The organism is Jiangella anatolica, from assembly GCF_003236295.1.
Classification (GTDB): domain Bacteria; phylum Actinomycetota; class Actinomycetes; order Jiangellales; family Jiangellaceae; genus Jiangella; species Jiangella anatolica.
Map to the genome: position 1 here is coordinate 16,582 of NZ_POTW01000020.1, position 26,419 is coordinate 43,000.

Genomic DNA, 26,419 nt, shown 5'->3' on the forward strand with positions numbered 1-26,419 from the left:
GCATGACGGAGGGCAGAGAGCGCGCGCCGCTGACCCGGCCGTACGGGTCGGCGCTGGCGGCGCCGCCGCAGCCGGCGAACCTCGCCGACATCCTGGAACGGGTGCTGGACAAGGGCATCGTCATCGCCGGCGACATCCGGGTGAACCTGCTCGACATCGAGCTGCTGACGATCCGGATCCGGCTGCTGGTGGCGTCGGTCGACAAGGCGCAGGAGATGGGCATCGACTGGTGGCGCCGCGATCCGATGCTGTCGGGCAACGGCGACCGCAACGGCGACAGGGAGCGCGATGACGCAGACCGGTAGCTACCTGTACGCGATCGCGGCGCCGGTCGGCGACGACGTCCTCGGCGGGCTGCGCGGCGTGGCGGACGAGCCGGTGCGCGCCGTGCGGCACCGCGACCTCGTCGCGGTCGTCGGGACCGTCGACATCGGCCCGGACGGCCCGTTCGGCGAGGAGGCGCTGGCGCAGAATCTCTCTGACGCCGGCTGGCTGGCGGCGGTGGCGCGGGCCCACCACGCCGTCATCGACGGGGTGGCGCGTGCCGTCCCGGCCGCGCCGCTGCGGCTGGCCACCATCGTGGCCGACGACGACGGCGTCCGCGACCGACTGGAGCGCTGGCAGGACGGGCTGCGTCGCACGCTGGACGAGATCGCCGGGCACGCGGAGTGGAGCGTGAAGGTGCACGCGCCGCAGCCGGCGGATCCGGACACCGACCCGCAGCCGGCGGCCGGTGCGCCGGGCGCCGGAGCGGCCTACCTGCTGCGTCGCAAGGCCGTCGCCACCGCCCGCGACGACGCGCTGGCCCGGGCCTCCGCCGTCGCCGGGCAGGTGCACGAGGAGCTGGCCCGGCACGCCACCGACGCGCGCCGGCTCGCCGTCCAGGACCAGCGGCTGACCGGCGCCGACACCCCGATGAGCCTCAACGGCGCCTACCTCGTCCCGGTCGCCGGAGCGGACGCGTTCGTCGCGACCGTCGAGGAGCTGCGGGAGCGGTACCCGGACTGCCGGTTCGAGCTGGCCGGGCCGTGGCCGGCGTACTCGTTCGTGACCGTGGAGGAGCCGTGACGGTCGCGCCGGTGCGGCCGGATGGCGCCCAGATCGCGCTGGTCGACCTGCTCGACCGGCTGCTCGGCGCCGGCGTCGTGCTGTCCGGCGACATCGTGATCTCGCTGGCCGGCGTCGACCTGGTCGAGGTCCGGCTGCGCGCGCTGATCCGCTCGATCCGGGCCGAGGAGCGACGGTGACCGCGCCGGTCCACGCCCTGCCGGCCCGCATCGACGCCGACGCGGACTCCGTCGAACGGGACCTGTTCAAGCTCGTCCTCACCGTCATCGAGCTGATCCGCCAGCTGATGGAGCGCCAGGCGCTGCGCCGCGTCGACGAGGGCGACCTCAGCGACGCACAGGTCGAGGCGCTCGGCCAGGCGCTGCTGCGACTGGACACCGCGATGGCTGAGCTGCGTGGCCGGTACGGGCTGACCGTCCGCGACCTCGACATCGACCTCGGCCCGCTCGGCTCCCTGCTAGGGGGTGGCTGACGGATCTTCGGCGGCGCGGATCGACGCCCAGACGCCGACCAGCTGCGTTGCCGTCGTCGCCCGATGACACCGCATCGATCTCCTCCGGCGCCTTGCTGGATCGACGCCTGGACGCCGCCCGCATCCGCCAATATCCGTCAGCCACCCCCTAGGCGACTGACTCGCGCCTCGTCGGGTACGGGCCGAGGACAGGCACGCCGAGCGAGGAGGGATCATGGCCGAGACGGTGGCCGGCCGGTTGCTGGGACGGCTGCGCGAGTGGGGCGTCGAGCAGGTCTTCGGATATCCGGGCGACGGGATCAACGGGATCGTCGCCGCGTTCGGCGCGGCGGACGACCGGCCGCGGTTCGTGCAGACGCGGCACGAGGAGCTGGCGGCGCTGGCCGCGGTCGGGTACGCGAAGTTCAGCGGCCGGCCCGGCGTGTGCGTCGCGACCTCCGGGCCCGGCGCGATCCACCTGCTCAACGGCCTCTACGACGCGAAGCTGGACCACGTGCCGGTGGTGGCGATCGTCGGGCAGACCGACCGGGCCGCGATGGGCGGGCACTACCAGCAGGAGGTCGACCTGCACGCGCTGTTCAAGGACGTCGCGAGCGAGTACCTGGCCGACGTGAACGTCCCCGAGCAGCTGCCGAACGTCGTCGACCGGGCCTTCCGGACGGCGCTGGCCCGGCGCGCCCCGACGGCGGTCATCGTCCCGGCCGACGTGCAGGAGCTGGACTACAGCGCGCCGGCACACGTGTTCCGGCAGGTGCCGTCCGGCCCGCCGGACGAGCCCTCGTCCGTCGCCGTCCCCTCCGACGCGGAGCTGGCCGCGGCGGCCGAGGTGCTCAACGCGGGCTCGAAGGTGGCGATCCTCGTCGGGCAGGGCGCCCGCGGCGCGGCCGGCGAGATCATGGAGGTGGCCGAGACGACCGGCGCCGGCGTGGCGAAGGCGCTGCTCGGGAAGGACGTGCTCACCGACGACCTCCGGTACGTCACCGGGTCGATCGGGCTGCTCGGCACCCGGGCCAGCTACGAGCTGATGGACGGCTGCGACACGTTGCTGATCGTCGGCTCCAGCTTCCCGTACAGCCAGTTCCTGCCCGGCTTCGACCAGGCCCGCGCGGTCCAGATCGACATCGACGGGCGCATGGCCGGGCTGCGGTACCCGACCGAGGTCAACCTGATCGGCGACGCCGGCGCGACGCTGCGGGCGCTGCTACCGCTGCTGCGACCGGTGACCGACCGGTCGTGGCGGGCCCGGGTCGAGTCGTCGGTCGCGGACTGGTGGGACACCGTCGAGCGACAGGCGTCGGTCGACGCGGCGCCGCTCAACCCGATGCGGATCGTGCACGAGCTGTCGCTGCGCATCCCCGACGACGCGATCGTCACCGCCGACTCCGGCTCGTCGACCAACTGGTACGCACGGCTGCTGCGGATGCGCGGCACCATGCGCGGCTCGCTGTCCGGCACGCTGGCGACGATGGGCGCGGCGGTGCCGTACGCGATCGGCGCGAAGTTCGCGCACCCGGACCGCCCGGTCGTCGCGCTCGTCGGCGACGGCGCGATGCAGATGAACGGGCTGGCCGAGCTGCTGACGATCACCCGCTATCAGGACCGCTGGACCGACCGGCGGCTGATCGTCTGCGTGTTCCACAACAACGACCTCAACCAGGTGACGTGGGAGCTGCGGGCGCTCGGCGGCGCGCCGAAGTTCGAGGAGTCGCAGTCCCTTCCCGACATCGACTACGCGGCGGTGGCGCGCGGTTTCGGCTTCGACGCCCTGAACGTCGACGACCCGTCCGAGCTGGGCGACGCCTGGGACCACGCGCTGGCCGCCGGCGGCCCCGTCCTGCTGGACGTCCGCTGCGACCCCGAGGTGCCGCCGATCCCGCCGCACGCGACGTTCGACCAGCTGAAGGAGACGACGGAGGCGCTGCTCAGGGGCGATCCGAACGCCTGGCACGTGCTGGTCCAGGGCGTGAAGGCGAAGGCCCAGGACCTCGTGCCGGGCCGCCGTTAGGCGAACTCGTCGAGCAGGTCGAGGACGGCGCGCTCGACGCGCTCCCGGTCCGCGTCGGCGACCAGGACCTCGTCCGCGCCGAGCCGCTCCAGCGTGGGCCGGACCGTGACGCCCTGCTCGAACGCCTCGATCACCGCGGGGTCGACGTAGGCGGAGCGGCATACGGCCGGGGTGTTGCCGAGGTACTCGGCGACCTCCTTGATGGCGCGCGTCTCGGCCCGGCGGCGGGCGGTCCGGCTGAGCCCGGCCGGATCGTCGGACACCGTCGCCAGCGCCACGGCGGCGAGCACGGTGCCGTGCCAGGTGCGGAAGTCCTTGGCGCTGTTGTCGTCGCCGCAGATCTCGTGCAGGTACTCGTTGACGTCGGCCGAGTGGACGTCGTGCCAGGACCGGCCCTCGTAGTAGGCGAGCAGCCGCTCCTCCGGCGCGCGCCGGCGCAGCAGCGCCCGCACCACCGCGACCACGTCGGCGTCGGCGACCGCCTGGACGCGCTCCTGGCCGGACTTCGCCGGGTACTCGAACACGACCGACCCACCGCGGGCGAGGCCGACGTGCGAGCGGAGCACGGTGGCCAAGCCGTGCGAGCCGTTCTCCTGTGCGTAGGCCTCGCCGCCGATCCGGAAGAACCCGATGTCGAGCAGCCGGGCGGCCGTCGCCAGGACGCGGCGCCGGTTCAGCCCGCGCGTCGCGAGGTCGGCGGCGATGCGGGCGCGGGCCTTCGGCAGCGTCCGGCCGAACTCGCGGACGCGGGCGAACTTCTCGCGGTCCCGCTGCACGCGCCAGGCCTCGTGGTACAGGTACTGCTTGCGGCCGGCGTCGTCGGTGCCGACGGCCTGCAGGTGACCGTGCGGCCACGGGCAGATCCGGACGTCGGCCCAGGCCGGTGGGATCACCAGGGCCCGGATGCGGGCCAGTGTCGCCTCGTCGCGCAGCGCCTCGCCGTCGACGTCGAGGTAGCCGAAGCCACTGCCGTGGCGGCGCCGCCGGATCGCCGGCCCGGCGGGGTCCCATCGTCGCAGCCGCATCCACCCCTCCCCTTCGTGCTGGCCGTTCGTACCCGATCCGGGCCGGCCGCACACGTTGTTACCGGGCTGGGCAGCCGGGTACGGGCCGAGAGACCGCACAACCGACCGATGAGAGGAGCACCCGATGGCCACGGCTACGAAGTTCGTCGACGTGCACGTCCCGATCACGACCGCCTACAACCAGTGGACCCAGTTCGAGGAGTTCCCGCAGTTCATGGACGGTGTCGAGACGGTCCGCCAGCTCGACGACCGGCACCTGCACTGGACGGTGAAGATCGCCGGGGTCGAGCGCGAGTTCGACGCCGAGATCACCGAGCAGCACCCCGACGAGCGGATCGCCTGGCGCGCCACCACCGGGGTAGACCAGTCCGGCGTCGTGACGTTCCACAAGCTGGATGCCGAGACGACGCGGGTGACGCTGCAGCTGGAGATGGAGCCCGAGGGCGTGGCGGAGACCGTCGGCGAGAAGACCGGCCTGGTCTCGATGGCCGCCGAGCGGGACATGGCGAACTTCAAGGAGTTCATCGAGTCGCGCGGCCTCGCCTCCGGCGCCTGGCGCGGCGACGTTCCCCGTGAGGGCTGACGCCGACCATGCCGGCGTCGCCGTGGGCCGCGTGGCGGCCGAGCCACCACGCGGCCCTCACACTCGCGCTACGGCGCGCAGGTGCTGCCCGATCAGGGCCAGTAGTCGCAGCGGTCGGAGTTGTACCAGGTGCCGTAGCCGCCGGTCTCGGTGTCGATGAAGAAGTAGTGGTGTCCGACGCAGGTGCCCGCCTGCACGGCGTTCGCGGGCGCCGCCGCGACGACTCCCGCCCCCACGAGGCCGATACCCACCAGGGCGCTCACGATCACTCGACGCATGCCATCACGCTCCGTACTTCCAGACAGTGGACAATGACCACTGGCACGCTAACCGCGATCGGCCGCCGGACCGCCCGCCGTGGACGGAGTCCGAACGACCCCGAACAACCGAGGGAGCGTCGATGGGGGAGGACCGCCCGCAGGCGGTTGGGTTGTGGAGCCTCGACGACCTCGCGGCCGGGCTGACCCGGCTCCGGGTCTGGGCCGGCTCGCCGTCGTATGCGCAGATCACCCGGCGGATCGGCGAGCTGCGGGATGCCCGTGGGGTGCCCGCCGCGGCCGCGCGTCCCGGCCGCGTCACCGTCTATGACGCCTTCCAGCCGGGCCGGCGCCGGGTCGACGCCGAGCTGGTCGGCGACATCGTCGCGGCACTCGGGCTGCCGGAGGCGGAGGCGCTGACCTGGCGGCTGGCCGCCGGCCGGGCGATGGGCTCGGCGCCGGACCAGTTGGCGCTCGTCGCCGAGACGCTGACCGACGCGGTGCCGGAGTTCACCGGACGTGGGCCGGAGCTGGCCGCGATCAGGTCCGCGCCGCCGACCACCGCGACGGTGATCACGGGGATGGCCGGGGTCGGCAAGACCGAGCTGGCGCTCCGGTCGGCCGCTGTGCTGCGGCCCGGCCGGAGCGTCCTGCACGTCAACCTGCGCGGCTTCGAGCCCGACGGCGCCGCGCCGCTCGCACCGGGCGCGGTGCTGGTGAGCGTCCTGCGGCTGCTCGGCGAGCCGGACCATCGCTGGCAGGCCGGCGACCTGGACGAGCTGGTCGCGCAGTGCCGGCGCCGGCTCGCGGACCGGCCCGCCCTGGTCGTCCTCGACAACGCCGGCGACGAGCGGCAACTGGCGCCGCTGCTGGCTGCCACGACGCCCGCCCGGGTCCTGGTGACGAGCCGGCTGACGCTGCCGGGCGGCGGCGCCGGCGCGCGCAGGCCGGTGCAGCGGGTCGAACTCGAGCCGTTCACCGACGACGAGGCGCTGGAGCTGTTCCGGCGGCTGGCCGGTGCGGAGCGGATCGACACCGAGCCTGAGCCGGCGCTGGAGATCGTCCGGGCCAACGGCCGGCTGCCGCTGTCGCTGGGCATCACGGCCCGGCGGATCGCCGAGCGCGCCGACTGGACGCTGGCCGAGGTCGCCGAGCAGCTGCGGCAGCGGCTCGCCGGGCTGCGGCTGGAGCCGGACGTCGAGGCGTCGCTGGCGCTGTCGTACCGGGCGCTGTCCGGCGACGACCAGCGGTTCCTCCGGCTGCTCGCGCTTCATCCCGCGCACCTGCTGGACGCGCCGGCGGCCGCCGCGCTGGCCAATGTGCCGGTTGCCGAGGCGGTCGACCGGCTGGCGTTCCTCGCCGGCCGTTACCTGCTGCGGCGCAGCGGACCCGGCACCTACGACCTGCACGACCTCGTCCGGGCGCAGCTCATCGCGCTGTCCGTCGACGAGGATCGGCCGTCGGACCGGTCGGCGGCGGTGGCCCGGCTGCTCGCCCACTACCGGCACGCGGCCGCGCCCATGGCCGCCGAGCTCGGCTTGCCGGATCCGGACTCGGTCGGGCTGCCGCTGCTGGCGCGCGACCCGGCGGATCCCGTCGCGCCCGCGCCGGCCGACCGAGCCGCGGCCCTGGCGTGGCTGGACGCCAAGGCGGCGACGCTGGTCGCGCTGATCCAGAGCGAGGCCGCCGCCTCGCACGCCGAGGCGACCGTGGCGCTGGTGCTGACGCTCGCGCCGTACCTGCGGCTGCGGGCGGATCTGCAGGTCGTGCTCGATCTGCAGTTGCGGGCGCGGGACGCCGCCGAGCGGCACGGCGATCCCGTCGTGATCGCGCTGACCGAACGTCAGCTCGGCGGGACCTGGCTGCGGATCGGCGATCTGGCCGCCGCCCGCCGGCACCTCACCGAGGCGGCCGCCCGGTTCGCCGAGACCGATCACGAGCTGGGCGTGGCCCAGGCGGTCAGCTCGCTGGCGATCATCGACGCCGAGTCCGGCGACCTGCACAAGGCCGCCGACGGGTTCCGGGCCGCCCAGGAGATCTTCCGCCGGCACGGCATTGACCGGCAGGTGCGGGTGATCGCGAACAACCTGGCCCTGACCCAGGTCCAGGCCGGCGAGCTGGCCGAGGGGCTGGCCCACTTCGAGCGGGAGATCGCCACCTGCCGGGAGAACGGCGAGCACGACCGCGAGACGTGGGCGCTCACCAACGCGGCGTCCGCCTGCCTGCAGCTCGGCCGCTTCGCCGCGGCCCGCGAGCACTCCGAGCGGGGGCTGGTGCTGTGCCGCCGGCTCGGCGACCGCGTCGGCGAGGCGTACCTCGAGCAGAGCCTGACCGAGGCGCTGACGGCGTCGGGCGAGTTCGACGCGGCCGCCGGCCGGCGCCTGGCCGCCCTCGCGCTGGCCCGTGAGCTCGGCGACCGTGGGCTGGAGATGCACGTCCACCACACCACCGGCGTGGCCGCCCGCTACCGCGGCGACCTCGACGACGCGGAGCAGGCGTTCACCACCGCCCGGGCCGTCGCCACCGAGCTGTCCGACCAGCTCGGTGTGGCGGCTGCGGACGAGGGGCTCGCCGCCGTCGCCTGCGCCCGCGGCGACCGTGCCGCGGCCCGCGAGCTGTGGGCCCGCGCCGGCGAGCGCTACCGGGCCGCCTCCCTCCCCGAGGCCGCCCGCGTCGCCGCCCACCTCGACGCCGGCGACGACTGCGGCTGTCAGCGCCCGGACGCCCCGCTGGTCACCGGCCGCGCCCTGACCCGGGTGATGTGACCGGGCGGCCTATGACAGCGATCCCACACCGGGCGCCGGTACCCGCGATGACGGCCGATGCCCGCGAAACCGCCGGACACAAACCGACGCGGGCCAGGAGCCTGGCTGTGTGGCGCGCATCCGCCGGTTTCGCGGGTACCGCCGGTTCCCCAGGGGTCGCTTCCGTCACAGGAGCACGGCAGAGCCGGGCCCACACGGTGGCCGGTTAGGGTGGGTCCGGTGAGGATCCGACGGCACGCGATACGGCTGCTGGCCGTCGCTGCCCTGGTCCTCGGCATCGTGCTGATGCACCACGTCGCCCGGTCCGGGCACGAGGCGGCCGCGAGCGAACAGCCGTCCGCCGGCATGAGCACGAGCATGAGCATGAGCATGAGCATGAGCATGAGCCCGCAGGCCGACCCCGGCTGCGACTGCCCGCCCGGCGCGGGCGACCACGACCAGCCGTCCGGTCACGGCCTGCTGCACCTGTGCCTGGCGGTGCTGACGGCCGCCGCGGCGGCGCTGGCCGGGTGGCTGCTGCTGGCCACCCGCCCGATCGCCGTCCTGCCCCGCGAGTGGCGGCCGGGCGCGTGGCGGCGGGCCGAGCGAGGCCCGCCGCGGCCGCACGGCTCGGCGCTCCTGGTGTCCCTGTGCGTGATGCGGACCTAGCCGGTCGGATCCGTCCGACCCGCAGGTTCGCAGGTTCACGTCACTGAAGGGAACACCCGATGCACCGCAAGCGCTTCACCCTGCCCATCGTCGCGATCGCGCTGGCCGGCGCCGTGCTGGCCGGCTGCGGCAGCGACTCCGGCGACGACACCGGCGGCGGCACCGTCGCGCCCGGCGACAGCGCGACGACGGCGTCGTCGAACGCGGCCGACGTCGAGTTCGCGCAGGCCATGATCGTGCACCACACCCAGGCCGTCGAGATGGCCCGGATGGTGCCCGCCAACGGCGTCAGCGCCGAGCTGACCGAGCTCGCCGCCGCCGTCGAGGCGGCCCAGCAGCCCGAGATCGACCAGCTGACCGCCATGCTCGACCGCTGGGGCGCGGACGCCGCCCCGACGGGAGGCGGCGGTGGCGGCCACGCCGGTCACGGCGGCGGCGACACAGCCGGCATGGAGGGCATGATGTCCGCCGAGGACATGGACGCCCTCGCCGCGGCCACCGGCGCGGAGTTCGAGCGGCTGTGGCTCACCATGATGATCGAGCACCACGAGGGCGCCATCGCGATGGCCGGGACCGAGCTGGCCGACGGCGCCGACGCGGAGGCGCAGGCGCTCGCGCAGACGATCGTCGACGCGCAGCAGGCGGAGATCACGCGGATGGAGGAGCTGCTCCAGGCGTCCTGACGGCGTGCGGTGGCGCCGGGACGCGCGCGCCCGGCGCCACCGCGAGCCGAGGTCAGTCCGGCCGGCTCCCCGCCGGATGCAACGTGCCGCGCGGGATGACGCGAGCAGGCGAGCTCGTGGCTCAGGAACTTCCGCGCAGGTAGGTCAGGACCGCCGTCACGCGACGGTCGGAGTCGGGATCGAGGTGGAGCTTGGCGAAGATGTTCCCGACGTGTTTGCGCACCGCGGCCTCGCTGACGAACAGGCGCGCGGCGATGGTGGGGTTGGTGTAGCCCTCGGCCATCAGGGCGAGGACCTCGTGCTCGCGTTCGGTCAGCGCGGTCAGTGGCCCGTCGTTGCGCCGCCGGGCCAGCAGGTGGCGCACGACGTCGGGGTCGACGACGGTGCCGCCCTGGGCGACCCGGTCGAGGCTGTCGAGGAACTCGCGGACGTGCCCGACGCGGTCCTTGAGGAGGTAGCCGATGCCGGCCTGGCTGGTGGCGGCCGTCGAGTCGAGCAGGTCGGCCACGTAGGCCTCGGCGATGTAGGCCGAGAGCAGCACGATCGCGATGCCCGGGTGCCGCGCGCGGATGGCGACCGCGGCCCGGAGCCCCTCGTCGGTGTGCGTGGGCGGCATCCTGATGTCGGTGACGACGACGTCGGGCTCGTGCCGCGCGGTGTAGGCCAGCAGGGCGTCGGCGTCGGCCACCGCGGCGAGCAGCTGGTGACCGGCCTTCTCCAGGATGCCGGCGAGCCCCTCGCGCAGCAGGGCAGAGTCCTCGGCGAGCACGATCCGCAGCGCGGTCCGGCCGGGCGCGGCCGGGGCGGTCAGGTCGTCGGGCATGTCATCCTCACGGTGGTGGGGCCGCCGGGCGGGCTCGTGACCTCCAGGGTGCCGTCGATCGCCTCGAGCCGCGCGGCGAGGCCGGCGAGGCCGCTCCCGTCGGCCGGCTCGGCGCCGCCACGGCCGTCGTCGATGACCGTCACGGTCAGCGTCTGGCCGGTCACCCAGGCGTGGACCTGTGCCCGCGTGGCGCCCGAGTGCCGGGCGGTGTTGGTGAGCGCCTCGCTGACCACGAAGTACGCGGCCGTCTCGACCGGTGCGGGCAGGCGCCCGTCGAGGTGGAGGTCGGTGTCCACCGGGACCGGGGAGCGGCCGGCGAGCTCGTGGATCGCCGCCGCCAGGCCATGGTCGGTCAGCACCTGGGGGTGGATGCCGCGGACGGTGGCGCGCAGCTCCGCCAGCGCCTCCTCCGCCAGTCCGTGCGCCTTCGTGACCAGGTCCAGCCCGGGTCCTCGGTCGAGCTCCAGCTCGGCCTGGCCGAGCGTCATGGTGAGGGCCACGAGACGCTGCTGCGCGCCGTCGTGCAGGTCGCGCTCGATGCGGCGGCGCTCGGCCGCGAACGCGTCCACGAGCCCGGCCCGGGACCGCCGCAGCTGGTTGACGGCGTCGACCAGCCGGGCTTCGAGGGGATCGAGCAGGACCCTGGCGAGTGCGGCCTGGCCACACGCCAGCGCGGTGATCAGATAGGCCACCGTCGCCGCGGCGACCAGGCCGATGCCGAACGCCGGCCAGGCCTCGGCCGCGGTGTCGATCTGCCACCCGGCGACGTCCATCGTGTCGACCCGGACCAGCAGCGGCGCCAGGATCAGCACGCCCGGCACGGCCAGCGCCAGGATCAGCACGAGGCCGTCGACGACCCAGAACACGGTGGCGAGCAGGACGGCGTACCCGAGCTCCGACCACGACATCGGCAGCGTCCGCCAGGCGCGCAGCCGTTCCCGCGGCGTGGTCGCCGGCCCGCCGGCCGGTGTCGTGGCGTGCGCCTGGGGCAGGACGAGGCGGAGCCTGGCCCGCTCGACCTCGGCCACGACGGTCGTGATCAGCGGCACGCTGGTCAGGAGCAGCAGCCCGACCACGATGACCGCGGTCAGCGCACCGAGCCCGATCACCGCGGCGAGCGCCACCAGCACGACCAGCCCCACCGGGACGGTCGACACCAGGTAGGCCAGGCAGCGCCACGGCCAGACCGACGTCAGGAACCGCCACGGCCGCCCGCGCAGGGCGGACCATGCGTCGGGGTACGTCGCGGGGCGGGTCACGGGGCCAGCGTAGAAGGCTGGCCGGGGTGCCGGCGGTAGCGCCGGCGCTACCGGTGATGTCGCGTGCGGGCCCGGGTGTCCCGGCGACGCGGCGGCTGGACTGGATGCATGACGACATCGACGATCACCACGCCACCTCGGCCGCCCGTGGCGGCGCCGGCGGTCGCCCTCGACGACGTGACCCGCACCTACAAGTCGCGCGCCGAGAGCGTCCACGCCCTGCGCGGCGTCACCCATGCGTTCGCCACCGGCACCTACACCGCGATCATGGGCCCCTCGGGCTCCGGGAAGTCGACGCTGCTGCAGCTCGCGGCCGGGCTGGACACGCCCACGCGCGGGCAGGTCAGCATCAGCGGCACCGACCTCGGCCGGCTCGGCCAGAACGCGCTGACGAAGTTCCGGCGCACCGCCATGGCCTTCGTGTTCCAGTCCTACAACCTCCTCGACGCGCTCTCCGCCTTCGAGAACGTCGCCCTTCCCGCCCGCCTCGCCGGCCAGCGGATCGACCGCCGGGCCGTCCACGACGCCCTGGACCAGGTCGGGCTGCGGGACCTGGCCCGGCGGCGCCCAACCGAGCTGTCCGGCGGTCAGCAACAGCGCGTCGCCATCGCCCGCGCTCTCTACGGACGACCCGATGTGCTCTTCGCCGACGAGCCCACCGGCGCGCTGGACCGCACCACCGGCCGCGACGTCCTCGACCTGCTCCGATCGCTGGCCGACGGCGGGCAGACCGTGGTCATGGTGACCCACGACCCCCTCGCCGCCTCGTACGCCGACGAGACGCTGTTCCTCGCCGACGGCCAGATCGTCGGACGGCTCCGGCATGCCGACGCCACCGCGATCGCGCAGCGCATGAGCGAACTGGAGCAGCGATGAGCATCGCCGGCACGCTCACCAGCCCCGTCACCGGTCCGATGAGCCGGCTGGCCCGGCAGACCGTCCGCACGTCCTGGGCGGCCTACCTCGGCGCGTTCGTCGCCCTGGCCAGCGGCGTGGTCCTGATCGCGACCACCGTGAACCTGATCGCCTCCGTCGACGCCACCCTGGCCCACCTCGGCCCGGCCGCGACCCAGGAGCAACGCGAGCAGCTCGACGGCTTGACGTCGATGTTCGGCATCATGTCCGGGGTCTCGATGTTCATGGCGCTGTTCGTGGTCGGGTCGACCTTCGGGTTCGTGATCGCCACCCGGCGCCGTGAGCTCGGACTGCTCCGCCTCGTCGGCGCGACGGGCAGGCAGGTGCGACGCCTCGTCCTCGGGGAGTCGCTGGCGGTCGCGCTCGCCGCCTCCGTCGCCGGCTGCCTGGTCGCCACCCCGCTGGTCCCGCCGATCCTGGCGCTGGTGCGGCACGTCGGGGTCACCGACCAGCACCTCATCGCGCCGTCGCCGTCGCTGGCCTGGGCCATCGCGGCGCCGACCGGCCTGGTCGTGGCGCTGCTCGGCGCCTGGCGCTCGTCGCGGCGCGCCGCCAAGGTCTCGCCCAGCGCCGCGCTGCGAGAGGCATCGATCGAGCGTGGCCGCCCCAGCCTGCCGCAGTGGATCGTCGGCACGATCTGCCTGGCCGGGGTGGTCGCGGCCGCACTTCTCGCCCAGCGCAGCGACCCGCTGTTCATGCTGGTCGCCTCGATGCTGCTGCCCGAGGTCGTCGTGATCGGGATCATGTGCTTCGGCTCGCTCCTGATCCCGCGCCTCGCCGCCCTGCTCGGCCGGCCGTTCGTCCACCGCGACGTCGCGGCCCGGATCGCCCGCGACGAGCTGCGCGCCGCCGTGCGCACCACCACCTCGGTCGCCGCGCCCGTCCTCGCGATCTCCGCCATCGCCGGCTCGATGATCCTCTCGCTCAGCTTCACCGCCGACTGGACCTCCGCACAGGACCGCGCCCGGCTCGATGCCCCGCTGGTCGTCCAGACCGACCCGGCGCACGCGCAGGAGGCCGTCACCACCATCGCCGCCGACCCGGACGTGCGGCTGGCCGACCCCCGTCGCATCACCGCCATCGCCCTCGCGGACGGCGACGAGGAGGTCGACGCCGTCGACGTCGCCACCGCCACGGTCGCCCGCGGGCTGGAGGCGGTCGACGGCAGCCTCGACGACCTGCACGGCGCCACCGTCGCGGTGACCGAGACCTGGGTGAGCGACTCCGGCCAGGACCTCGGGGACCACCTGCCCGCTCGCATCGACGGCAGCCCTGTCGACCTGCGCATCGTCGCCGTCGTCCACGACGCCCCCGGCCTCTACGGCGAGCTCCTCGTGCCCACGGATCTCGTTGCCGGGCAGCTGGCCGGGACCAGTCCGAGCGAGCTGTTCGTCGTCCTCGAGCCCGGTGCCGACCCGGCCGCGGTGCGCGCGCGACTGGCCGAGCAGCTGGCCGGCGCCGGCAGCCAGGTCCGCACCGCCGACGAGTGGATCGACGCCGTCACCGCCGAGACCCGGCGGGCCAACAGCCTCGGCCTCACGATCCTGCTGGGCCCGGCCGGCTTCTACGCCGCCATCGCCGTCGTCAACGCCACCCTGATCGGTGCGACCCAACGACGTCGCCAGCACCGCACGCTCGCCCTGCTGGGAGCGACCGGCGACCAGCTCCGCCGCACCGCGATCTGGCAGGCGGTGCTGATCACCGGCGCCGGGCTCGCCCTCGGCGGGCTCACCACGCTCCTCCTCGGGATCCTCACGCGCCGCGCCATCTCCGCCGACCTCGCCGGCACCGGCGTCGAACCGGCCATGACCATCCCGTGGCTTCCGCTCGCCGCGATCGGTGTCACGTGCGGCGTCCTCGCCCTGGCGGCGGCCCTCGCCGGAGCCCGTCCGAACCGATCTTCCGCCCGCGCCTGAGGTCCGAAACCTTCAAGACGCGGCCGTGGCGCGTTCGGACGATGGAGGTATGGCTATCGAGGGTGTGCGGCCCGGCATGGGCCGCTACGAGGAACTGCGGGCCGGCTTCAACCTCGCCGTGACGCATCGTCCGGCGGCGATCGTCGAGGCCGGGAGCGCGGACGACGTGGCCGGCGCGGTCGCGGCGGCGGTGCGCGAGAGCCGCCCGGTGGGCGTCATGAACACCGGGCACGGCCCGTCGCTGCCGGCCGACGACGCGGTGCTGATCCGCACCGGCCGGCTGAGCCGGGTCGACGTCGATCCCATACGCCGGACGGCTCGGGTCGAGGCCGGCGTGCGCTGGCGCGCCGTCATCGCGGCCGCGGCACGGCACGGGCTCGCGCCGCTCAACGGCACCAGCCCCGACGTCGGCGCCGTCGGGTACACGCTCGGTGGCGGCGTCGGCCTGCTGGCCCGGCGGTACGGGTTCGCCGCCGACCACGTGCGCTGGATGGACGTCGTCAACGCCGACGGCCGGCTCCGGCGCGTCGACGCCGGCCACGACGCGGACCTGTTCTGGGCGCTGCGCGGCGCCGGCGGCAACTTCGGCGTCGTCACCGCGATGGAGATCGACCTGTTCCCCGTCGCGACGCTGTACGGCGGCGAGCTGTGCTTCGGCCCGGAGGCCGGTGAGGACGCGCTGCACGCCTACGTCGCGTGGGCGCAGACCGTCCCCGAGACCATGGCGTCGTCGGTGCTGTTGCTGCGCTACCCGGACGACCCGGCGGTGCCGCCGCGGCTGCGCGGCCGGCACGTGACCCACGTGCGGCTGGCCTACAGCGACGCCGATCCCGCGGCCGGCGAGGAACTGGCCGGCCGGTTGCGCGCCGTCGGGCCGCGGCTGGTCGACACGGTGCGGCCGATGCCCTACGCCGACGTCGGCACGATCCACCACGAGCCGACGGCCACGCCGGTCGCCGCGTTCGACCGGAACGTCCTGCTGGGCGAGCTCGACGACGACGCGGTGGACGTGCTGGCCAAGCTCGCCGGGCCGGACTCGGGCGCGCCGTTCCTGGCCGAGTTGCGCGCGTGGGGCGGCGCGCTGTCGCGACCGCCGGCGGTCCCCAACGCCGTCGCCGGGCGCGACGCCGCGTTCTCGCTGCTGGCGATCGCCGGTCCCGACGCCGCCCACCGTGTCGCGCGTGATCAGGTGCTCGACGCGATGGCGCCCTGGTCCACCGGCGGCAGCTACCCGAACTTCAGCGGCGTCGAGGACGCGACCGCCGAGAGCGCCGGCCGCCGCTTCGGCCCGGACGACCTCGCCCGGCTGCGGCGGCTCAAGGACCGGTACGACCCGGACGGCACGTTCCGGGTCACGTTCCCGCTCTGACGAAGGAGGACGGCATGAGGATCGGCATCGGACTGCCCGCGGCCGTGCCGGGCGTGGACGCCCGCGTCATCGGCCCGTGGGCCGCGGCCGCCGAGCAGGCCGGGTTCGCCTCGCTCGGCGTCATCGACCGGCTCGTCTACGACAATCTCGAACCGCTCACCGCGCTGGCCGCGGCGGCCGCGACCACGTCGCGGGTCGAGCTGGTCACGACGGTGCTCAACGTCGGCTGGCGGGCCGACCCGGTCCTGCTCGGCAAGCAGCTGGCCTCGGTCGAGCTGCTCTCGGGCGGACGGCTCACCGCCGGGCTCGGGCTGGGCGGCTGGCCGGAGGACTACGAGGTCAGCGGCGTGCCGGAGCGCGGCCGCGGCGCTCGTCTGGACGCGGCGGTGGCGACCCTGCGGGCCGTCTGGTCGGGGCAGCCGACCGGCCAGGGCGGGCCCATGCGGCGGCTGCCGGCCGGGCGTCCCGCGCTGCTGTTCGGCGGCCTGGTGCCGGCGGCGTTCGTCCGCGCCGCGACCCTCGGCGACGGCTGGGTGGCGCCGCTGTTCGGCCTCGAGACCCTGGTGCGCGGCGCCGGCGCGGTCCGGACGGCGTGGGAGCGGGCCGCGCGCCCGGGCGAGCCGCGCATCGTCACCGGGCGCTACGTCAGCCTGGGCAGCGGCGGCGGGGCGGTCGCCGACCACTACCTGCGGCACTACTACGGCGAGTACTGGACGGCGGCCCGCGCCGACACCGCGACCAGCGCCGGCGAGCTGCACGACGAGCTGGCCCGGCTCGACGACGCCGGCGTCACCGACGTGGTCCTCTACCCCTGCGACGCCGGCCTCGACCAGGTCACGCGCCTGGCCGACGCGCTGCCGGCCGCGCGTGAGCCGGTGACCGTCGCGCCGTAGCGCCGCCGCCGCGTGGACGGTGGCAGCGACGCCCGTGGTGCGCCACGGGCGGTCGCGCGCGCCGTGATCCCGGCGCCCTGCCTCGTCGCCGTCATCGCCACCGAACGTCGCCCCAGGCCTTGTCAGCGGGTCGGTCACCGTCTAACTTAGCGGTCTAGACCGGAATCCACTCACCGTTGGAGGCCGTCATGAACGTTCGCACGCTGGCCGCGGCGTCAGTACTCGCGCTGGCCGCCGGTCTGCTCCAACCCGTGGCCGCCCAGGCGGCCACGTTCGTGTCCTTCACGCCGCGCACGATCCTCGCGCCCGGCCTGCCGACCGAGGAGGAGGGCGGCGGCGTCGACCAGAACGTGACGCCCGTCGGCACGATCTCGCTCACCATGACCGCGTCGCAGACCGCCTACGTCGTCGCGAAGATGCGGGTCAACAACGCGACCATCCGCAGCCTGTTCGACAACGAGGTCGTCTGCTCGGGGCCGGGCGGCTGGACCGAGAACATGGTGATCGGCCAGAACGTCTACGACCGGACCTCCGGCTCGCCGAACCAGGACGTGACGCTCTACACCCGGTTCCTCGTCCACCCCGGGGTCGCCGGCACGGTCACCTGCACCGCGAACGTCCGGGGCAACTCGCTCAGCAACGACGACGCCACCTACGACCTCGTGAGCGGCTACCTCCAGTTCGCCGACACCTCGGTCGTCAACGACGCGCTCGGCGAGCCGGTGCAGTCCGGCGTCAGCGCGGGGGTGTACGGCATGAACGCCACCCACCGGGAGGTGCGGCTGCCCGCGCTGGACTACTTCACCATGCCGGCCGGCGTCACGAATCTCAACGTCGTCGCCGACTCCGTGCTGATGATCTGCTACCCGAGCACGTCCTGCGACAAGTACGGCTCCTCGCAGGTGAAGTTCACGCTGTTCATCAACCAGTGGCGGTCCGACGGCACGCTGTGCAAGACCGACAGCAGCGTCCAGATCACGCACGACGTGCCGTACTGGGTGCATCACAAGTACGTGCCGCTGAACAAGCCCGACTTCGCGGTCAGCGACGCGCCGGGCTGCATCCCGCGGTTCAACGCCTACGTCAAGGCCGAATGGCTGGGCGGTCAGCTGGCGGGGATCCAGGGCACGGCGACCGACCTCGTCGACTCCCGCGGCTCGAGCGGCACGCACGACTCCCACATGAGCCACGCTTTCGTCCTGCCGTCCTGAACCCCCTACAGGAAGGGTGCACGCGCATGCGCCTCCGGAAACGACCCTCGTGGCTCCTGGCGGTCTCGGCGCTGATCGCCGCCACCGCCCTGGCCCCCGTCACGGCCGCCACCGCGGAGACCACCTACCCGCAGTACACCGACCGCGGCACCGTGCCGCTGACAGCCACGACGACCTCGGGCGGCGAGACGGCCCGCATGCCCGACGGCACGTACCGGACCTGGCTCGCCGTGACCGGCCTGCCCGCCGCCGGCGTGCCGGCCTACCTGGCCGAGATCGACCCGTTCACCCGGACGGTGGTGAACAAGTACCCCATGGAGAACGCGTCCGGCGCGTGGGGCGTCTCGGTCGCCGACAACGGCGACGTGTACGTCGCCACCAGCGTCAACGGCGACCTGTTCCGGCTGCCGTGGGGGAGCGGCGCGATCGAGAACCTCGGCCGGCCGCTGCCCGACGTGAGCTTCCTCTGGGAGGGTGACACCGACGAGAACGGGACGTACTACATCGGCACGTATCACGGGTACGCCACCGGCGGACTGCCGCCGGCGCACCTGGTGAGCTGGGACCCGGACACCCGGCAGTACCGCGACTACGGCACGTTCGGCGACCGGTACACCTACGTCCGCTCGGTCGAGTACGTCGACGGGCAGCTCTACGTCGGTGTCGGGCCGTTCACCGCGTTCTACCGCGTCGACCCGGTGACGGGCGCCAAGACGGAGATCGCCCTGCCACCCGGCGTGTCCGGCGACAAGTACACCTATCAGCTCGACGACGCGGGCGGATTCCTCTACGTGCTGTTCGCCGGTGGCATCGAGCCGGCCGTCGGCTGGGTCTACGACGTCGCACGTCAGCAGTGGAGCCGGCACGGCAGCCTGGGCGCCTACGCCGGCCAGTCCGTGACCAGCGCGGCCCGCAACGGTGAGGTGTACATGGTGCGCGGCGGTGAGCTGACGGCGTACCAGCCGCACGGCGGGCGGTTCCGGCCGACCGGGTTCGTGGGCAATCCGGACCTCGGCGGGCTCAGCGCGGCCAAGGGCATCGAGCGGGTGGTCGATCCGGCCACCGGCCACGAGATGATCGTCGGCGGGCAGCCCACCGGCGTGATCTTCCAGTACGACCTCGAGACCGGGGAGGGCTCGATCGGCCCCGTCGACGGGCTGACCGGCACGCCGACGGCGCCCCGCTCGCTCGCCGTCGGGCCGGACGACCGGGTCTACGGCGGCGGCTACTTCTCCGGCGGCCTGGTCGCGTGGGACCCGGGAACCACCGAGTGGTCGGTGTACCAGTTCCACCACCAGATCGAGGGCATGGCCACGCACAACGGCATCCTCTACCTGGGCGTGTACCCGAACGCCGAGATCTACGCCTACGACCCGGCCCTTCCGTTCAGCGACACCAACCCGAAGCTGGTCTTCGACCTCAAGGCCTACGGGCAGGAACGGCCGTGGACGCTGGTCTCCGCGGGCGACTACCTGGCCGTCGGCACGTCGCCGAAGAACAGCGAGACCGAGGGGGCGCTCGCCCTCTACGACCCCGACGACGGCACGTACCGCGTCTTCAAGGGGATCGCCGGGCCGCAGGAGATCAGTGCCCTGACCTACCGCGACGGCATCGTGTACGGCGGTTCGCTGGGCTGCTGCCCGTCGAAGCAGGACGGCCGGGTGTTCGCGCTCGACGCGGCGACGGGCCAGAAGCTCTGGGAGACCGTCCCGATGCCGGGTGAGCACGGCGTCAACGGGCTGGCGTTCGACGACCAGGGCCGGCTGTTCGGCCTGACCGCTGGCAAGAGCTTCGAGCTCGACCTGGCCACGCGCCAGGTGACCCGCTCGGCCGAGTACGTCGCGTACAACTGGCCGCCGACGGTCGGGTTCCAGCCGCGGGCGGTCAACCTGGTGTTCGACCCGCACGACGGTTTCCTCTACGGCACCGTCGTGAGCAGGTTCGTGCGCATCGACCGCGACACGCTGGTCAACACCGCACCCGACGTCCGGGCCCAGCCGAGCCTGTTCGCGGCGCCGCCCACCGGCGTCGGCCCGAAGTACTTCCTCCAGGGCAACAACCGCCTGGTCGAGAGTCTCTGGTACCCGTCGGAGGAGGCGCCATGAGAGGGCGGCAGCTCGCCGCGGTGACCGCCGTCGCGTTGTCCACGGCGTTGGTCGCGGCCTGTGGCGGCGACGACTCCGACTCCGGCGCCGGCTCAGGCGACGGCTCGGGGAGGTGTCGCTGACCACGGCGATCGCCGGCAACAGCGCGCCGGACGTCGTCTACCTGATCCCGGACCAGCTCGCGGGCTACGCCCGCAACATCGAGCCGATCGACGACTACCTCAGCGAGGAGGCCAGGAGCGACTACCTCGACAACGCCGTCGAGTCCGTGAGCATCGACGGGCAGCTGATGGGTGCGCCCATCCTGTCCTCGGTGATCCCGCTCGTCTGCAACAAGCAGGTGCTCGACGCCGTCGGCGTCACCGAGTACCCGTCGACGTGGGACGACATCCTCGAGCTCGGGCCGGTGTTCAAGGACGCGGGCTACTACGTCACCACCTACGGCGGCGATGCCGCCGGCTCGCTCAACCTCTCCTTCTACCCGCTGCTCTGGCAGGCCGGTGGCGACGTCTACGACGACGACGGCACCGAGGTCGCGTTCAACAGCGACGAGGGCGTGCGGGCGCCGGAGTTCGTGCGCGAGCTCGTCGAGAACGGCTTCGTGCCCGAGGACCGGCTGGTCACCGAGCCGCCGCTGGAGCAGACGCAGTTCGCGCAGGGCCGGGTCGCGTGCACGATGCACGTCGAGCCGCAGCACCTCACCGCGTTCTGGGGCGAGGAGAACACGGTGGTGCTGCCCCGCTGACCGAGAGCGAACAGGTGGCCTACGGCACCGTGGGGTCGTTGTCCATGCCGCGCAGCGCGGAGGACAAGGAGGCGGCCGGCGCCTGGATCGAGTTCGTGACCGACGCCGAGAACGCCGCCGAGTACGACACGGCGGCGAGCTTCTTCTCCACCAAGGAGTCCGTCGGCGCGCTCTACGAGGGTGACCCGATCTTCGGCGAGTCGGAGAAGTACACCGAGTTCGCGACCGTCGGACCTCTCGTCGAGTCCGCTCGCGAGGTGATGGGCGTGCTGGGACCGGAGATCCAGAGTGTCCTCATCGGGGACAAGGAACCGCGGCAGGCTCTCGACGACGCCGCCGAGGCGGCGCAGCCGCTGCTGCGCTGAGGGATACGGAGGGCCGCCGGCAGCAGACCGCGGCGGGCGGTCCTCCCCGCACCGGCGAAGGAGGCCGATGCCCGTGCCGACTCGGACGGTGATGCCTGTCGCGACGCCGGCGAGCCCGGCGTCGCGACGGCGGGTGTCGTGGCGCGAGGCCCGCGTCGGCCTGCTGTTCGTGCTCCCGTGCCTGCTGTTCTTCGTCGCCTTCCGGTTCGGCCCGGCGATCGCCGGCGCGCTCCTGGGGTTCACCGACTACCAGCCCGGCGCGGAGACCAGCTGGACCGGGCTGGAGAACTTCCGGCGCATGGCCGACGACCCGCTGTTCTGGCGGGCGCTGCGGACGACGCTGCTGTACTCCGTCCTCGCGGTGCCGTTGTCGATCCTCGCCGCGCTGGCGATGGCGCTGCTCGTGCGCCGGGCCTTTCGCGGCGTGCGGCTGTTCCGGTCGATCTGCTTCCTCCCGGTGGTGACCAGCCCGGTCCTCGCCGGCATCGTCTTCACCTGGATCTTCGCGCCGCACGGGCCGTGGTCGTCGTTGATGGGCGCCGCCGGGCTGCGGGTCAGTCGTGGCTGTCCGATCCGGCACTGGTCATTCCCGCGCTCGTCGTCGTCGCCGTGTGGACGAGGTTCGGCTACGGCATGCTCATCCTGCTGGCCCGCCTGCAGGACATCCCGCGCGAGCTGGAGGAGGCCGCGCTGACCGACGGCGCCGGCCCGTGGCAGCGCTTCCGCCACGTCGTCCTGCCGGAGCTGCGCGGGGCGATCTTCTTCCTGGCCGTCATCGAGACGACCGTCTCGTTCCAGGTCTTCGACACCGTCTACGTCATGACCGGCGGCGGGCCGGCCAACGCGAGCTACATGGTCGTCTTCCAGATCTACGACCAGGCGTTCCGGTACTTCGACTTCGGCTACGCCAGCGCGATCGGCGTCGCCCTCTTCGTCATGACGCTGGCCGTCGCCGTCATCCAGCGTCTCACCGTGGGGAGGGACCGATGACCGCGGTGATCCCGGAGACGTCCCCGGTCGCCGGCGGCGGCGAGCCTCGGCGCGCGGGGCGCCGCCCCTACGAGACGTTCCGGCCCGGCCGCGCCGGCCGTGTCGTCCGCGCCGCCCTGCTGCTGCTCGCCGCGATCGTCACCCTTTTCCCCTTCTACGTGATGGTCGTGCTGTCGCTCAAGCCGGTAGGCCCCGTCACATTCCCCGGGAGCCTCGCGCCGACCGGGCTCACCACGGAGGCGTTCGGCCAGATCCTCGGCGTGCGCGACGTGCTGCGCTGGGCGCTGAACACGCTCGTCTACTCGGTGGTCTCGGTGGTGGGCGTGCTCTTCCTCGTCTCCCAGGCCGGCGGGGTCAACACGTACTGGTGCCAGATCCTGCCGACGCCGGCCAACGCCCAGGCCGTCTTCCTCATCCGCCAGTTCGTCCGCTCCCTGCCCGACTCGCTGTTCGAGGCGGCGACCATCGACGGCTGCTCGGAGTGGCGCATCTACCGCTCGATCGTGCTGCCCCTCATCAAGCCCATCCTCGCCACCCTCGGCGTCTTCGTCTTCCTCTGGCACTGGAACGACTTCCTCTGGCCCCTGATCGTCGGCCAGGCGCAGGAGATGCGGACGCTGACCACCGGGCTCGCGTCGCTCAACGCGGAGCAGGTCCCGCTCAGCGTCGTCCTGGCCGGGTCGGTGGTGGCCTTCGTCCCCATCTTCATGGCCTACCTCGTCGGCCAGCGCTACTTCACCGAGGGCATCACGATGACGGGCCAGAAGGGGTGACGCCGAGGTGATGTCGTCAGCCCAGAGATGGCACGCGCGTGACTGCTCGCCGTGCCTGACTCCGCGCTGACCCTCACCGGCGCGCCGCCGGCCCCTTCAGCTTCTGGTGAACAGAGCTTGCGAGGACGCGTAGCTTGATGAGTTAGTTAGCCAACTAACTCATCAAGCTACTTGGAGTCTCTCATGGTCCAGGCCGTCCCCGACCCGCGGCGCTGGAAGGCGCTGGCGTTGCTGTGCGGCGCGTTCTTCATGGTCATCCTCGATTCGGCGATCGTCGTCGTCGCGCTGCCGTCGATCGAGATCGATCTGGGTTTCGCGCCGAGTGATCTGCAGTGGGTGCTGAGCGCGTATGCACTGACGTTCGGCGGCTTGTTGCTTCTCGGCGGCCGCTCGGCCGACCTGCTGGGCCGGCGCCGGATGTTCATGGTCGGGCTGGCGCTGTTCACGGCGGCGTCGTTGCTGTGTGCCCTGGCGTGGTCGCCGGCGGCGCTGATCGCCGCGCGCGCGTTCCAGGGGGTGGGCGCCGCGGTCTTGACACCGACGGCGCTGTCGATCGTGACGACGACGTTCGAGGAGGGACCGGAGCGGAACAAGGCGCTGGGCATCTGGGGCGCGTTGGGCGGGGTCGGCGGGACGGCCGGCTGGCTGATCGGCGGTCCCCTCACCGACATCAGCTGGGAGTGGATCTTCCTGATCAACCTTCCCATCGGGGTAACGGCTCTGGCGCTGGCGCCGCGGCTGCTGCGCGAGAGCCGGGCCCAGGGGCAGCGCCGCGGCTTCGACCCGCTCGGCGCGCTGTCGGCGACGGCGGCCCTGGTGCTGATGGTCTACGCCGTCGTGGAAGCGCCGCAGGCCGGATGGACCGGCGCGCAGACGGTCGGCCTGCTGGCCGCGTCGTTGGCGATGTTCGTCCTGTTCACGGTGATCGAGTCGCGTGTCGCGCAGCCGCTGCTCCCGCTGCGGATCCTGCGGTCGTGGACGCTGGTCGGTGCGAACGTGACGATGCTGGTGTTCTCCACGATCGCTTTCGGGATGCCGTTCATCCTCACCCTGTATGCCCAGCAGGTGCTCGGCTACTCGGCCGTCGAGTTCGGCCTCAGCTCGATCGTGTTCCCGCTTGCGGTCACGGTCGCCGCCATCGTCGGCCAGGGCCTGGTCCTCAAGGCCGGCTTCCGGCTCGTCGCCACCGCGGGCCTGACTCTGCTGGGTATCGGATGCCTCTACCTGACCCAGGTATCGGCCGGTGGCAGCTACTTCGGTGACATCTTCCTGGGCCTGCTCGTCAGCGGGCTCGGCGTCGGCCTCACGTTCGTCACCTGCTCGATCGCCGCCCTGGCCGGGGTCGACGAACGCGAAGCGGGTCTGGCGTCGGGGCTGAGCAACACCACGTTCCAGATCGGCGCGGCGGTCGGGGTGGCCATCGTGTCGACGGTCGCGGTCTCACGGACCGACGACGTGGTCGCCGGAGGCGGCGAGCCGATCGTCGCGCTCGTCGAAGGCCACCAGGCCGGGTTCCTCGCCGCGACGATCCTGGCCGGCATCGGCATCCTGTCCGCGCTGCTGCTGCTTCGGCGCCCACCGGTCCCCAGCCCGGACCAACCCCCGTTGGTACCCGTCGCCGAGCACGCCGACGACTGACCGCACCTGGTCGCGGGTGGCGGGCCCGGCGCCCGACCGGATCCGCCACCGCCGGCGGCTGCTCTCGAGGGGTGGTCCTGAGTCCGGGGATCAGCCGAGGCTGTCGAGCCAGCGCTCGATGCGGCGCACCTGCGAGATCAACAGCGCCTCGTCGCCGAAGGTGTTGGCCAGCAACACGGCGCCCTGGATGCCGGAGAGCAACTCGACGGCCAGCGCGGCCGCGTCCCGTCGTCCCAGTTCGCGGAACTGGGCCTCGGCCCAGTGGAGGATCTCGCGCAGTACCGTCGCCGCATGCTCGGCGAGGCCGTCGTGGGACTTGTTGAGCTCATAGGACAGGCCGCCCAGTGGACAGCCGTGCGAGGTGATCGTGTCGCTGGACTGCGTCCACGTCTCGGCCAGCCCCTTGAGCCGGGACTTCGGCGTCCGTCGCTTGTCGAGCCTCGCCAGTTCGGCCCGGACCATGGCCCGCCGGTGCTCGATGACCGCGTCGACGAGCTCGTCGCGACTCTTGAAGTAGTAGTAGACGTTGCCCTGCGGGACGTCGGCGTGCTGGGCGATCTGCGCCAGGGTCGTGCGCTGCACACCCTGCCGATGCAGGAGGTCCGCGGCACCGGCGACGAGGCGCTCCCGCTTCCCTGGACGTGGGTCTAAGTCAGTCATCTCACTATCAAGGCTACCTTCGGCGCGCGAAAGTCTCGCGCCGCGCCCACGTCGAGCTCGCGGCCATGGCTGAGGGCGGCGAGCGTCGCGGCGCTCCAGGCGGTTGCCCAGGTTGTGTGGTGCCCCCGGCAGGATTCGAACCTGCGACCCTCCGCTTAGGAGGCGGATGCTCTATCCCCTGAGCTACGAGGGCGGGCTGCGCCATTCTATCGGCCGCGGACCGGCCGCCGCTGCCGGTAGGCGTCTACGCTCGACAGCGTGAGCAACCTCGATGCGCGCCCGGCGGAGACGCGGTGCCGGACGGGCGAGCACGCGGGCCCGGCGGCGGTGCTGCTGGAGCCTCGTGACGTGCCGTTGGGCGGGATCCGGGCGATGCGGGTGGCGCGCACACTGCCGCACCGCGAGGTGCCCACCGTCGGCGCGTGGTGCTTCCTGGACCAGTTCGGGCCGCAGCGCACCGACATGATGGTGCTGCCACACCCGCACACCGGGCTGCAGACGGTCACCTGGCCGCTCCGGGGCGAGATCCACCACCGCGACAGTGTCGGCAGCGACGTCGTCGTGAGGCCGGGGCAGCTGAACCTGATGACGAGCGGGCCCGGTATCGCGCACTCGGAGATCTCGCTCGGCGAGGCGCCGATGCTGCACGGCCTGCAACTGTGGGTCGCGCTCCCGGAGGGCGCCGACGCGAGACCGGGCTTCGAGCAGCACACCGACCTCCCGGTGTACGACGGCGACGGGGTGCGCGCGACGGTCGTGGTCGGCGAGCTCGCCGGGGCGACGTCGCCGGCGACGGCGTACAGTCCGCTGCTCGGCGCCCAGCTGGACGTCGACGACACCGCGACGCTGCCGCTGCGCGCCGACTTCGAGCACGCCGTCCTCGTGCTGACGGGACGCGCGACCGTGGCCGGCACAGAGCTGGCGCCGGGACCGCTGCTCTACCTCGGCACCGGACGCACCGAGCTGACGCTGCAGGCGCACGACGACGACACGACGCTGTTCCTGCTCGGCGGCGAGCCGTTCCCCGACGACCTGGTGATGTGGTGGAACTTCGTCGGCCGCAGCCATGAGGACATCGTCGCCGCGCGGGAGGAGTGGGAGCGGCCGGACCAGCACCGCTTCGGCACCGTCGCCGGGCACGACGGGGCCAGGATCCCGGCGCCGCCGCTACCGCCGCTGCGCCTCACCCCGCGTCGCCGCCGCCCGGCGCCGCGCCGGCCGTAGCGCAAAAGCCGTACCCTTCCGGCCCCT

At 73.2% G+C, this 26,419-nt stretch carries 27 protein-coding genes and 1 tRNA gene; 22 read left to right on the top strand and 6 right to left on the bottom strand.

Annotation, left to right across the window (positions count from 1 at the left end; all coding sequences use genetic code 11):
- Window positions 1–2: 2 nt before the first annotated feature.
- The 5 genes from C1I92_RS10560 to C1I92_RS10580 all read left to right on the top strand — a co-directional run bounded on the left by C1I92_RS10560 (window position 3) and on the right by C1I92_RS10580 (window position 3,545).
- Window positions 3–305 (top strand): gas vesicle protein, encoded by a 303-nt coding sequence (locus tag C1I92_RS10560; RefSeq protein ID WP_199521115.1) that lies wholly within the window; start codon window positions 3–5, stop codon window positions 303–305.
- Window positions 289–1,068, top strand: a complete 780-nt coding sequence (locus C1I92_RS10565) for a GvpL/GvpF family gas vesicle protein (RefSeq protein ID WP_111254628.1) — start codon at window positions 289–291, stop codon at window positions 1,066–1,068. Before C1I92_RS10560 ends, C1I92_RS10565 begins: the two co-directional genes overlap by 17 nt.
- Window positions 1,065–1,247 (top strand): gas vesicle protein, encoded by a 183-nt coding sequence (locus C1I92_RS10570; protein WP_199521116.1) that lies wholly within the window; start codon window positions 1,065–1,067, stop codon window positions 1,245–1,247. Before C1I92_RS10565 ends, C1I92_RS10570 begins: the two co-directional genes overlap by 4 nt.
- Window positions 1,244–1,540, top strand: a complete 297-nt coding sequence (locus C1I92_RS10575; RefSeq protein WP_111254630.1) for a gas vesicle protein K — start codon at window positions 1,244–1,246, stop codon at window positions 1,538–1,540. The genes C1I92_RS10570 and C1I92_RS10575 overlap by 4 nt, the downstream gene beginning before the upstream one ends.
- A gap of 214 nt (window positions 1,541–1,754) precedes the next feature.
- Window positions 1,755–3,545: a thiamine pyrophosphate-requiring protein gene (locus C1I92_RS10580; protein WP_111254631.1), complete on the top strand. Its 1,791-nt coding sequence runs from the start codon at window positions 1,755–1,757 to the stop codon at window positions 3,543–3,545.
- Here C1I92_RS10580 and C1I92_RS10585 read toward each other — a convergent pair.
- A complete protein-coding gene (locus C1I92_RS10585) occupies window positions 3,542–4,570 on the bottom strand; it encodes a DNA topoisomerase IB (RefSeq protein WP_111254632.1) in 1,029 nt (342 codons plus the stop codon). The two genes, C1I92_RS10580 and C1I92_RS10585, sit on opposite strands and share 4 nt — an antisense overlap.
- A gap of 124 nt (window positions 4,571–4,694) precedes the next feature.
- Here C1I92_RS10585 and C1I92_RS10590 point away from each other — a divergent pair, with 124 nt between their 5' ends.
- Window positions 4,695–5,153, top strand: coding sequence for an SRPBCC family protein (locus C1I92_RS10590; protein ID WP_111254633.1), 459 nt, complete (start codon window positions 4,695–4,697; stop codon window positions 5,151–5,153).
- A gap of 92 nt (window positions 5,154–5,245) precedes the next feature.
- On the opposite strand, the gene C1I92_RS33350 is transcribed toward C1I92_RS10590, so the two are convergent.
- Window positions 5,246–5,431: a hypothetical protein gene (locus C1I92_RS33350; protein WP_146605093.1), complete on the bottom strand. Its 186-nt coding sequence runs from the start codon at window positions 5,429–5,431 to the stop codon at window positions 5,246–5,248.
- A gap of 122 nt (window positions 5,432–5,553) precedes the next feature.
- Between C1I92_RS33350 and C1I92_RS10595 the strand changes: the two genes are divergently transcribed.
- The 3 genes from C1I92_RS10595 (at window position 5,554) to C1I92_RS10605 (ending at window position 9,506) form a co-directional block, all read left to right on the top strand.
- Window positions 5,554–8,175: a tetratricopeptide repeat protein gene (locus tag C1I92_RS10595; RefSeq protein ID WP_111254634.1), complete on the top strand. Its 2,622-nt coding sequence runs from the start codon at window positions 5,554–5,556 to the stop codon at window positions 8,173–8,175.
- A gap of 219 nt (window positions 8,176–8,394) precedes the next feature.
- Window positions 8,395–8,823: a DUF6153 family protein gene (locus tag C1I92_RS10600; protein WP_111254635.1), complete on the top strand. Its 429-nt coding sequence runs from the start codon at window positions 8,395–8,397 to the stop codon at window positions 8,821–8,823.
- Between the two features lie 59 nt (window positions 8,824–8,882).
- Window positions 8,883–9,506: a DUF305 domain-containing protein gene (locus C1I92_RS10605; protein ID WP_111254636.1), complete on the top strand. Its 624-nt coding sequence runs from the start codon at window positions 8,883–8,885 to the stop codon at window positions 9,504–9,506.
- 121 nt (window positions 9,507–9,627) lie between these two features.
- Here the strand turns inward: C1I92_RS10605 and C1I92_RS10610 are convergent, their stop codons facing one another.
- Entirely contained in the window at window positions 9,628–10,329 is a 702-nt protein-coding gene (locus tag C1I92_RS10610; RefSeq protein WP_111254637.1) for a response regulator transcription factor, read from the bottom strand.
- The gene (locus tag C1I92_RS10615) at window positions 10,314–11,588 is read right to left on the bottom strand and encodes a sensor histidine kinase (protein WP_199521117.1); all 1,275 of its coding nucleotides are present in this window, start codon (window positions 11,586–11,588) and stop codon (window positions 10,314–10,316) included. The genes C1I92_RS10610 and C1I92_RS10615 overlap by 16 nt, the downstream gene beginning before the upstream one ends.
- A gap of 108 nt (window positions 11,589–11,696) precedes the next feature.
- On the opposite strand from C1I92_RS10615, the gene C1I92_RS10620 reads away from it, so the two are divergent.
- The 12 genes from C1I92_RS10620 (at window position 11,697) to C1I92_RS10665 (ending at window position 24,508) form a co-directional block, all read left to right on the top strand.
- A complete protein-coding gene (locus C1I92_RS10620; protein ID WP_111254678.1) occupies window positions 11,697–12,464 on the top strand; it encodes an ABC transporter ATP-binding protein in 768 nt (255 codons plus the stop codon).
- Window positions 12,461–14,419: an FtsX-like permease family protein gene (locus tag C1I92_RS10625; protein ID WP_111254639.1), complete on the top strand. Its 1,959-nt coding sequence runs from the start codon at window positions 12,461–12,463 to the stop codon at window positions 14,417–14,419. The genes C1I92_RS10620 and C1I92_RS10625 overlap by 4 nt, the downstream gene beginning before the upstream one ends.
- Before the next feature lie 49 nt (window positions 14,420–14,468).
- The gene (locus tag C1I92_RS10630) at window positions 14,469–15,788 is read left to right on the top strand and encodes an FAD-binding oxidoreductase (protein WP_111254640.1); all 1,320 of its coding nucleotides are present in this window, start codon (window positions 14,469–14,471) and stop codon (window positions 15,786–15,788) included.
- A gap of 14 nt (window positions 15,789–15,802) precedes the next feature.
- Entirely contained in the window at window positions 15,803–16,681 is an 879-nt protein-coding gene (locus C1I92_RS10635; RefSeq protein WP_111254641.1) for an LLM class flavin-dependent oxidoreductase, read from the top strand.
- Window positions 16,682–16,869: 188 nt separating this feature from the next.
- A complete protein-coding gene (locus C1I92_RS10640; RefSeq protein WP_111254642.1) occupies window positions 16,870–17,892 on the top strand; it encodes a hypothetical protein in 1,023 nt (340 codons plus the stop codon).
- A 26-nt stretch (window positions 17,893–17,918) separates the two neighbouring features.
- A complete protein-coding gene (locus tag C1I92_RS10645) occupies window positions 17,919–19,997 on the top strand; it encodes a PQQ-binding-like beta-propeller repeat protein (RefSeq protein ID WP_111254643.1) in 2,079 nt (692 codons plus the stop codon).
- A 112-nt stretch (window positions 19,998–20,109) separates the two neighbouring features.
- Window positions 20,110–20,742 carry an ABC transporter substrate-binding protein gene (locus C1I92_RS34365; RefSeq protein ID WP_199521118.1) on the top strand — a complete coding sequence of 211 codons (633 nt, stop codon included), beginning with the start codon at window positions 20,110–20,112 and terminating at the stop codon, window positions 20,740–20,742.
- A 44-nt stretch (window positions 20,743–20,786) separates the two neighbouring features.
- Window positions 20,787–21,107: a type 2 periplasmic-binding domain-containing protein gene (locus C1I92_RS34370; protein ID WP_199521119.1), complete on the top strand. Its 321-nt coding sequence runs from the start codon at window positions 20,787–20,789 to the stop codon at window positions 21,105–21,107.
- A 67-nt stretch (window positions 21,108–21,174) separates the two neighbouring features.
- On the top strand, window positions 21,175–21,801 hold the full coding sequence (locus tag C1I92_RS34850) for a carbohydrate ABC transporter permease (RefSeq protein WP_233506904.1): 627 nt from the start codon (window positions 21,175–21,177) through the stop codon (window positions 21,799–21,801).
- Complete coding sequence (locus C1I92_RS34380; protein ID WP_325048140.1) at window positions 21,693–22,097, top strand: carbohydrate ABC transporter permease; 405 nt, start codon at window positions 21,693–21,695, stop codon at window positions 22,095–22,097. The genes C1I92_RS34850 and C1I92_RS34380 overlap by 109 nt, the downstream gene beginning before the upstream one ends.
- On the top strand, window positions 22,094–22,870 hold the full coding sequence (locus tag C1I92_RS10660) for a carbohydrate ABC transporter permease (RefSeq protein ID WP_111254644.1): 777 nt from the start codon (window positions 22,094–22,096) through the stop codon (window positions 22,868–22,870). The genes C1I92_RS34380 and C1I92_RS10660 overlap by 4 nt, the downstream gene beginning before the upstream one ends.
- 183 nt (window positions 22,871–23,053) lie before the next feature.
- Window positions 23,054–24,508, top strand: coding sequence for an MFS transporter (locus C1I92_RS10665; protein ID WP_111254645.1), 1,455 nt, complete (start codon window positions 23,054–23,056; stop codon window positions 24,506–24,508).
- Window positions 24,509–24,598: 90 nt separating this feature from the next.
- On the opposite strand, the gene C1I92_RS10670 is transcribed toward C1I92_RS10665, so the two are convergent.
- Both C1I92_RS10670 and C1I92_RS10675 read right to left on the bottom strand, forming a co-directional pair.
- Window positions 24,599–25,168: a TetR/AcrR family transcriptional regulator gene (locus C1I92_RS10670; RefSeq protein WP_111254646.1), complete on the bottom strand. Its 570-nt coding sequence runs from the start codon at window positions 25,166–25,168 to the stop codon at window positions 24,599–24,601.
- A gap of 117 nt (window positions 25,169–25,285) precedes the next feature.
- Window positions 25,286–25,361: transfer RNA gene (locus C1I92_RS10675), tRNA-Arg, on the bottom strand.
- A 65-nt stretch (window positions 25,362–25,426) separates the two neighbouring features.
- Here C1I92_RS10675 and C1I92_RS10680 point away from each other — a divergent pair.
- Window positions 25,427–26,392, top strand: a complete 966-nt coding sequence (locus tag C1I92_RS10680; protein ID WP_111254647.1) for a pirin family protein — start codon at window positions 25,427–25,429, stop codon at window positions 26,390–26,392.
- Window positions 26,393–26,419 lie beyond the last annotated feature (27 nt).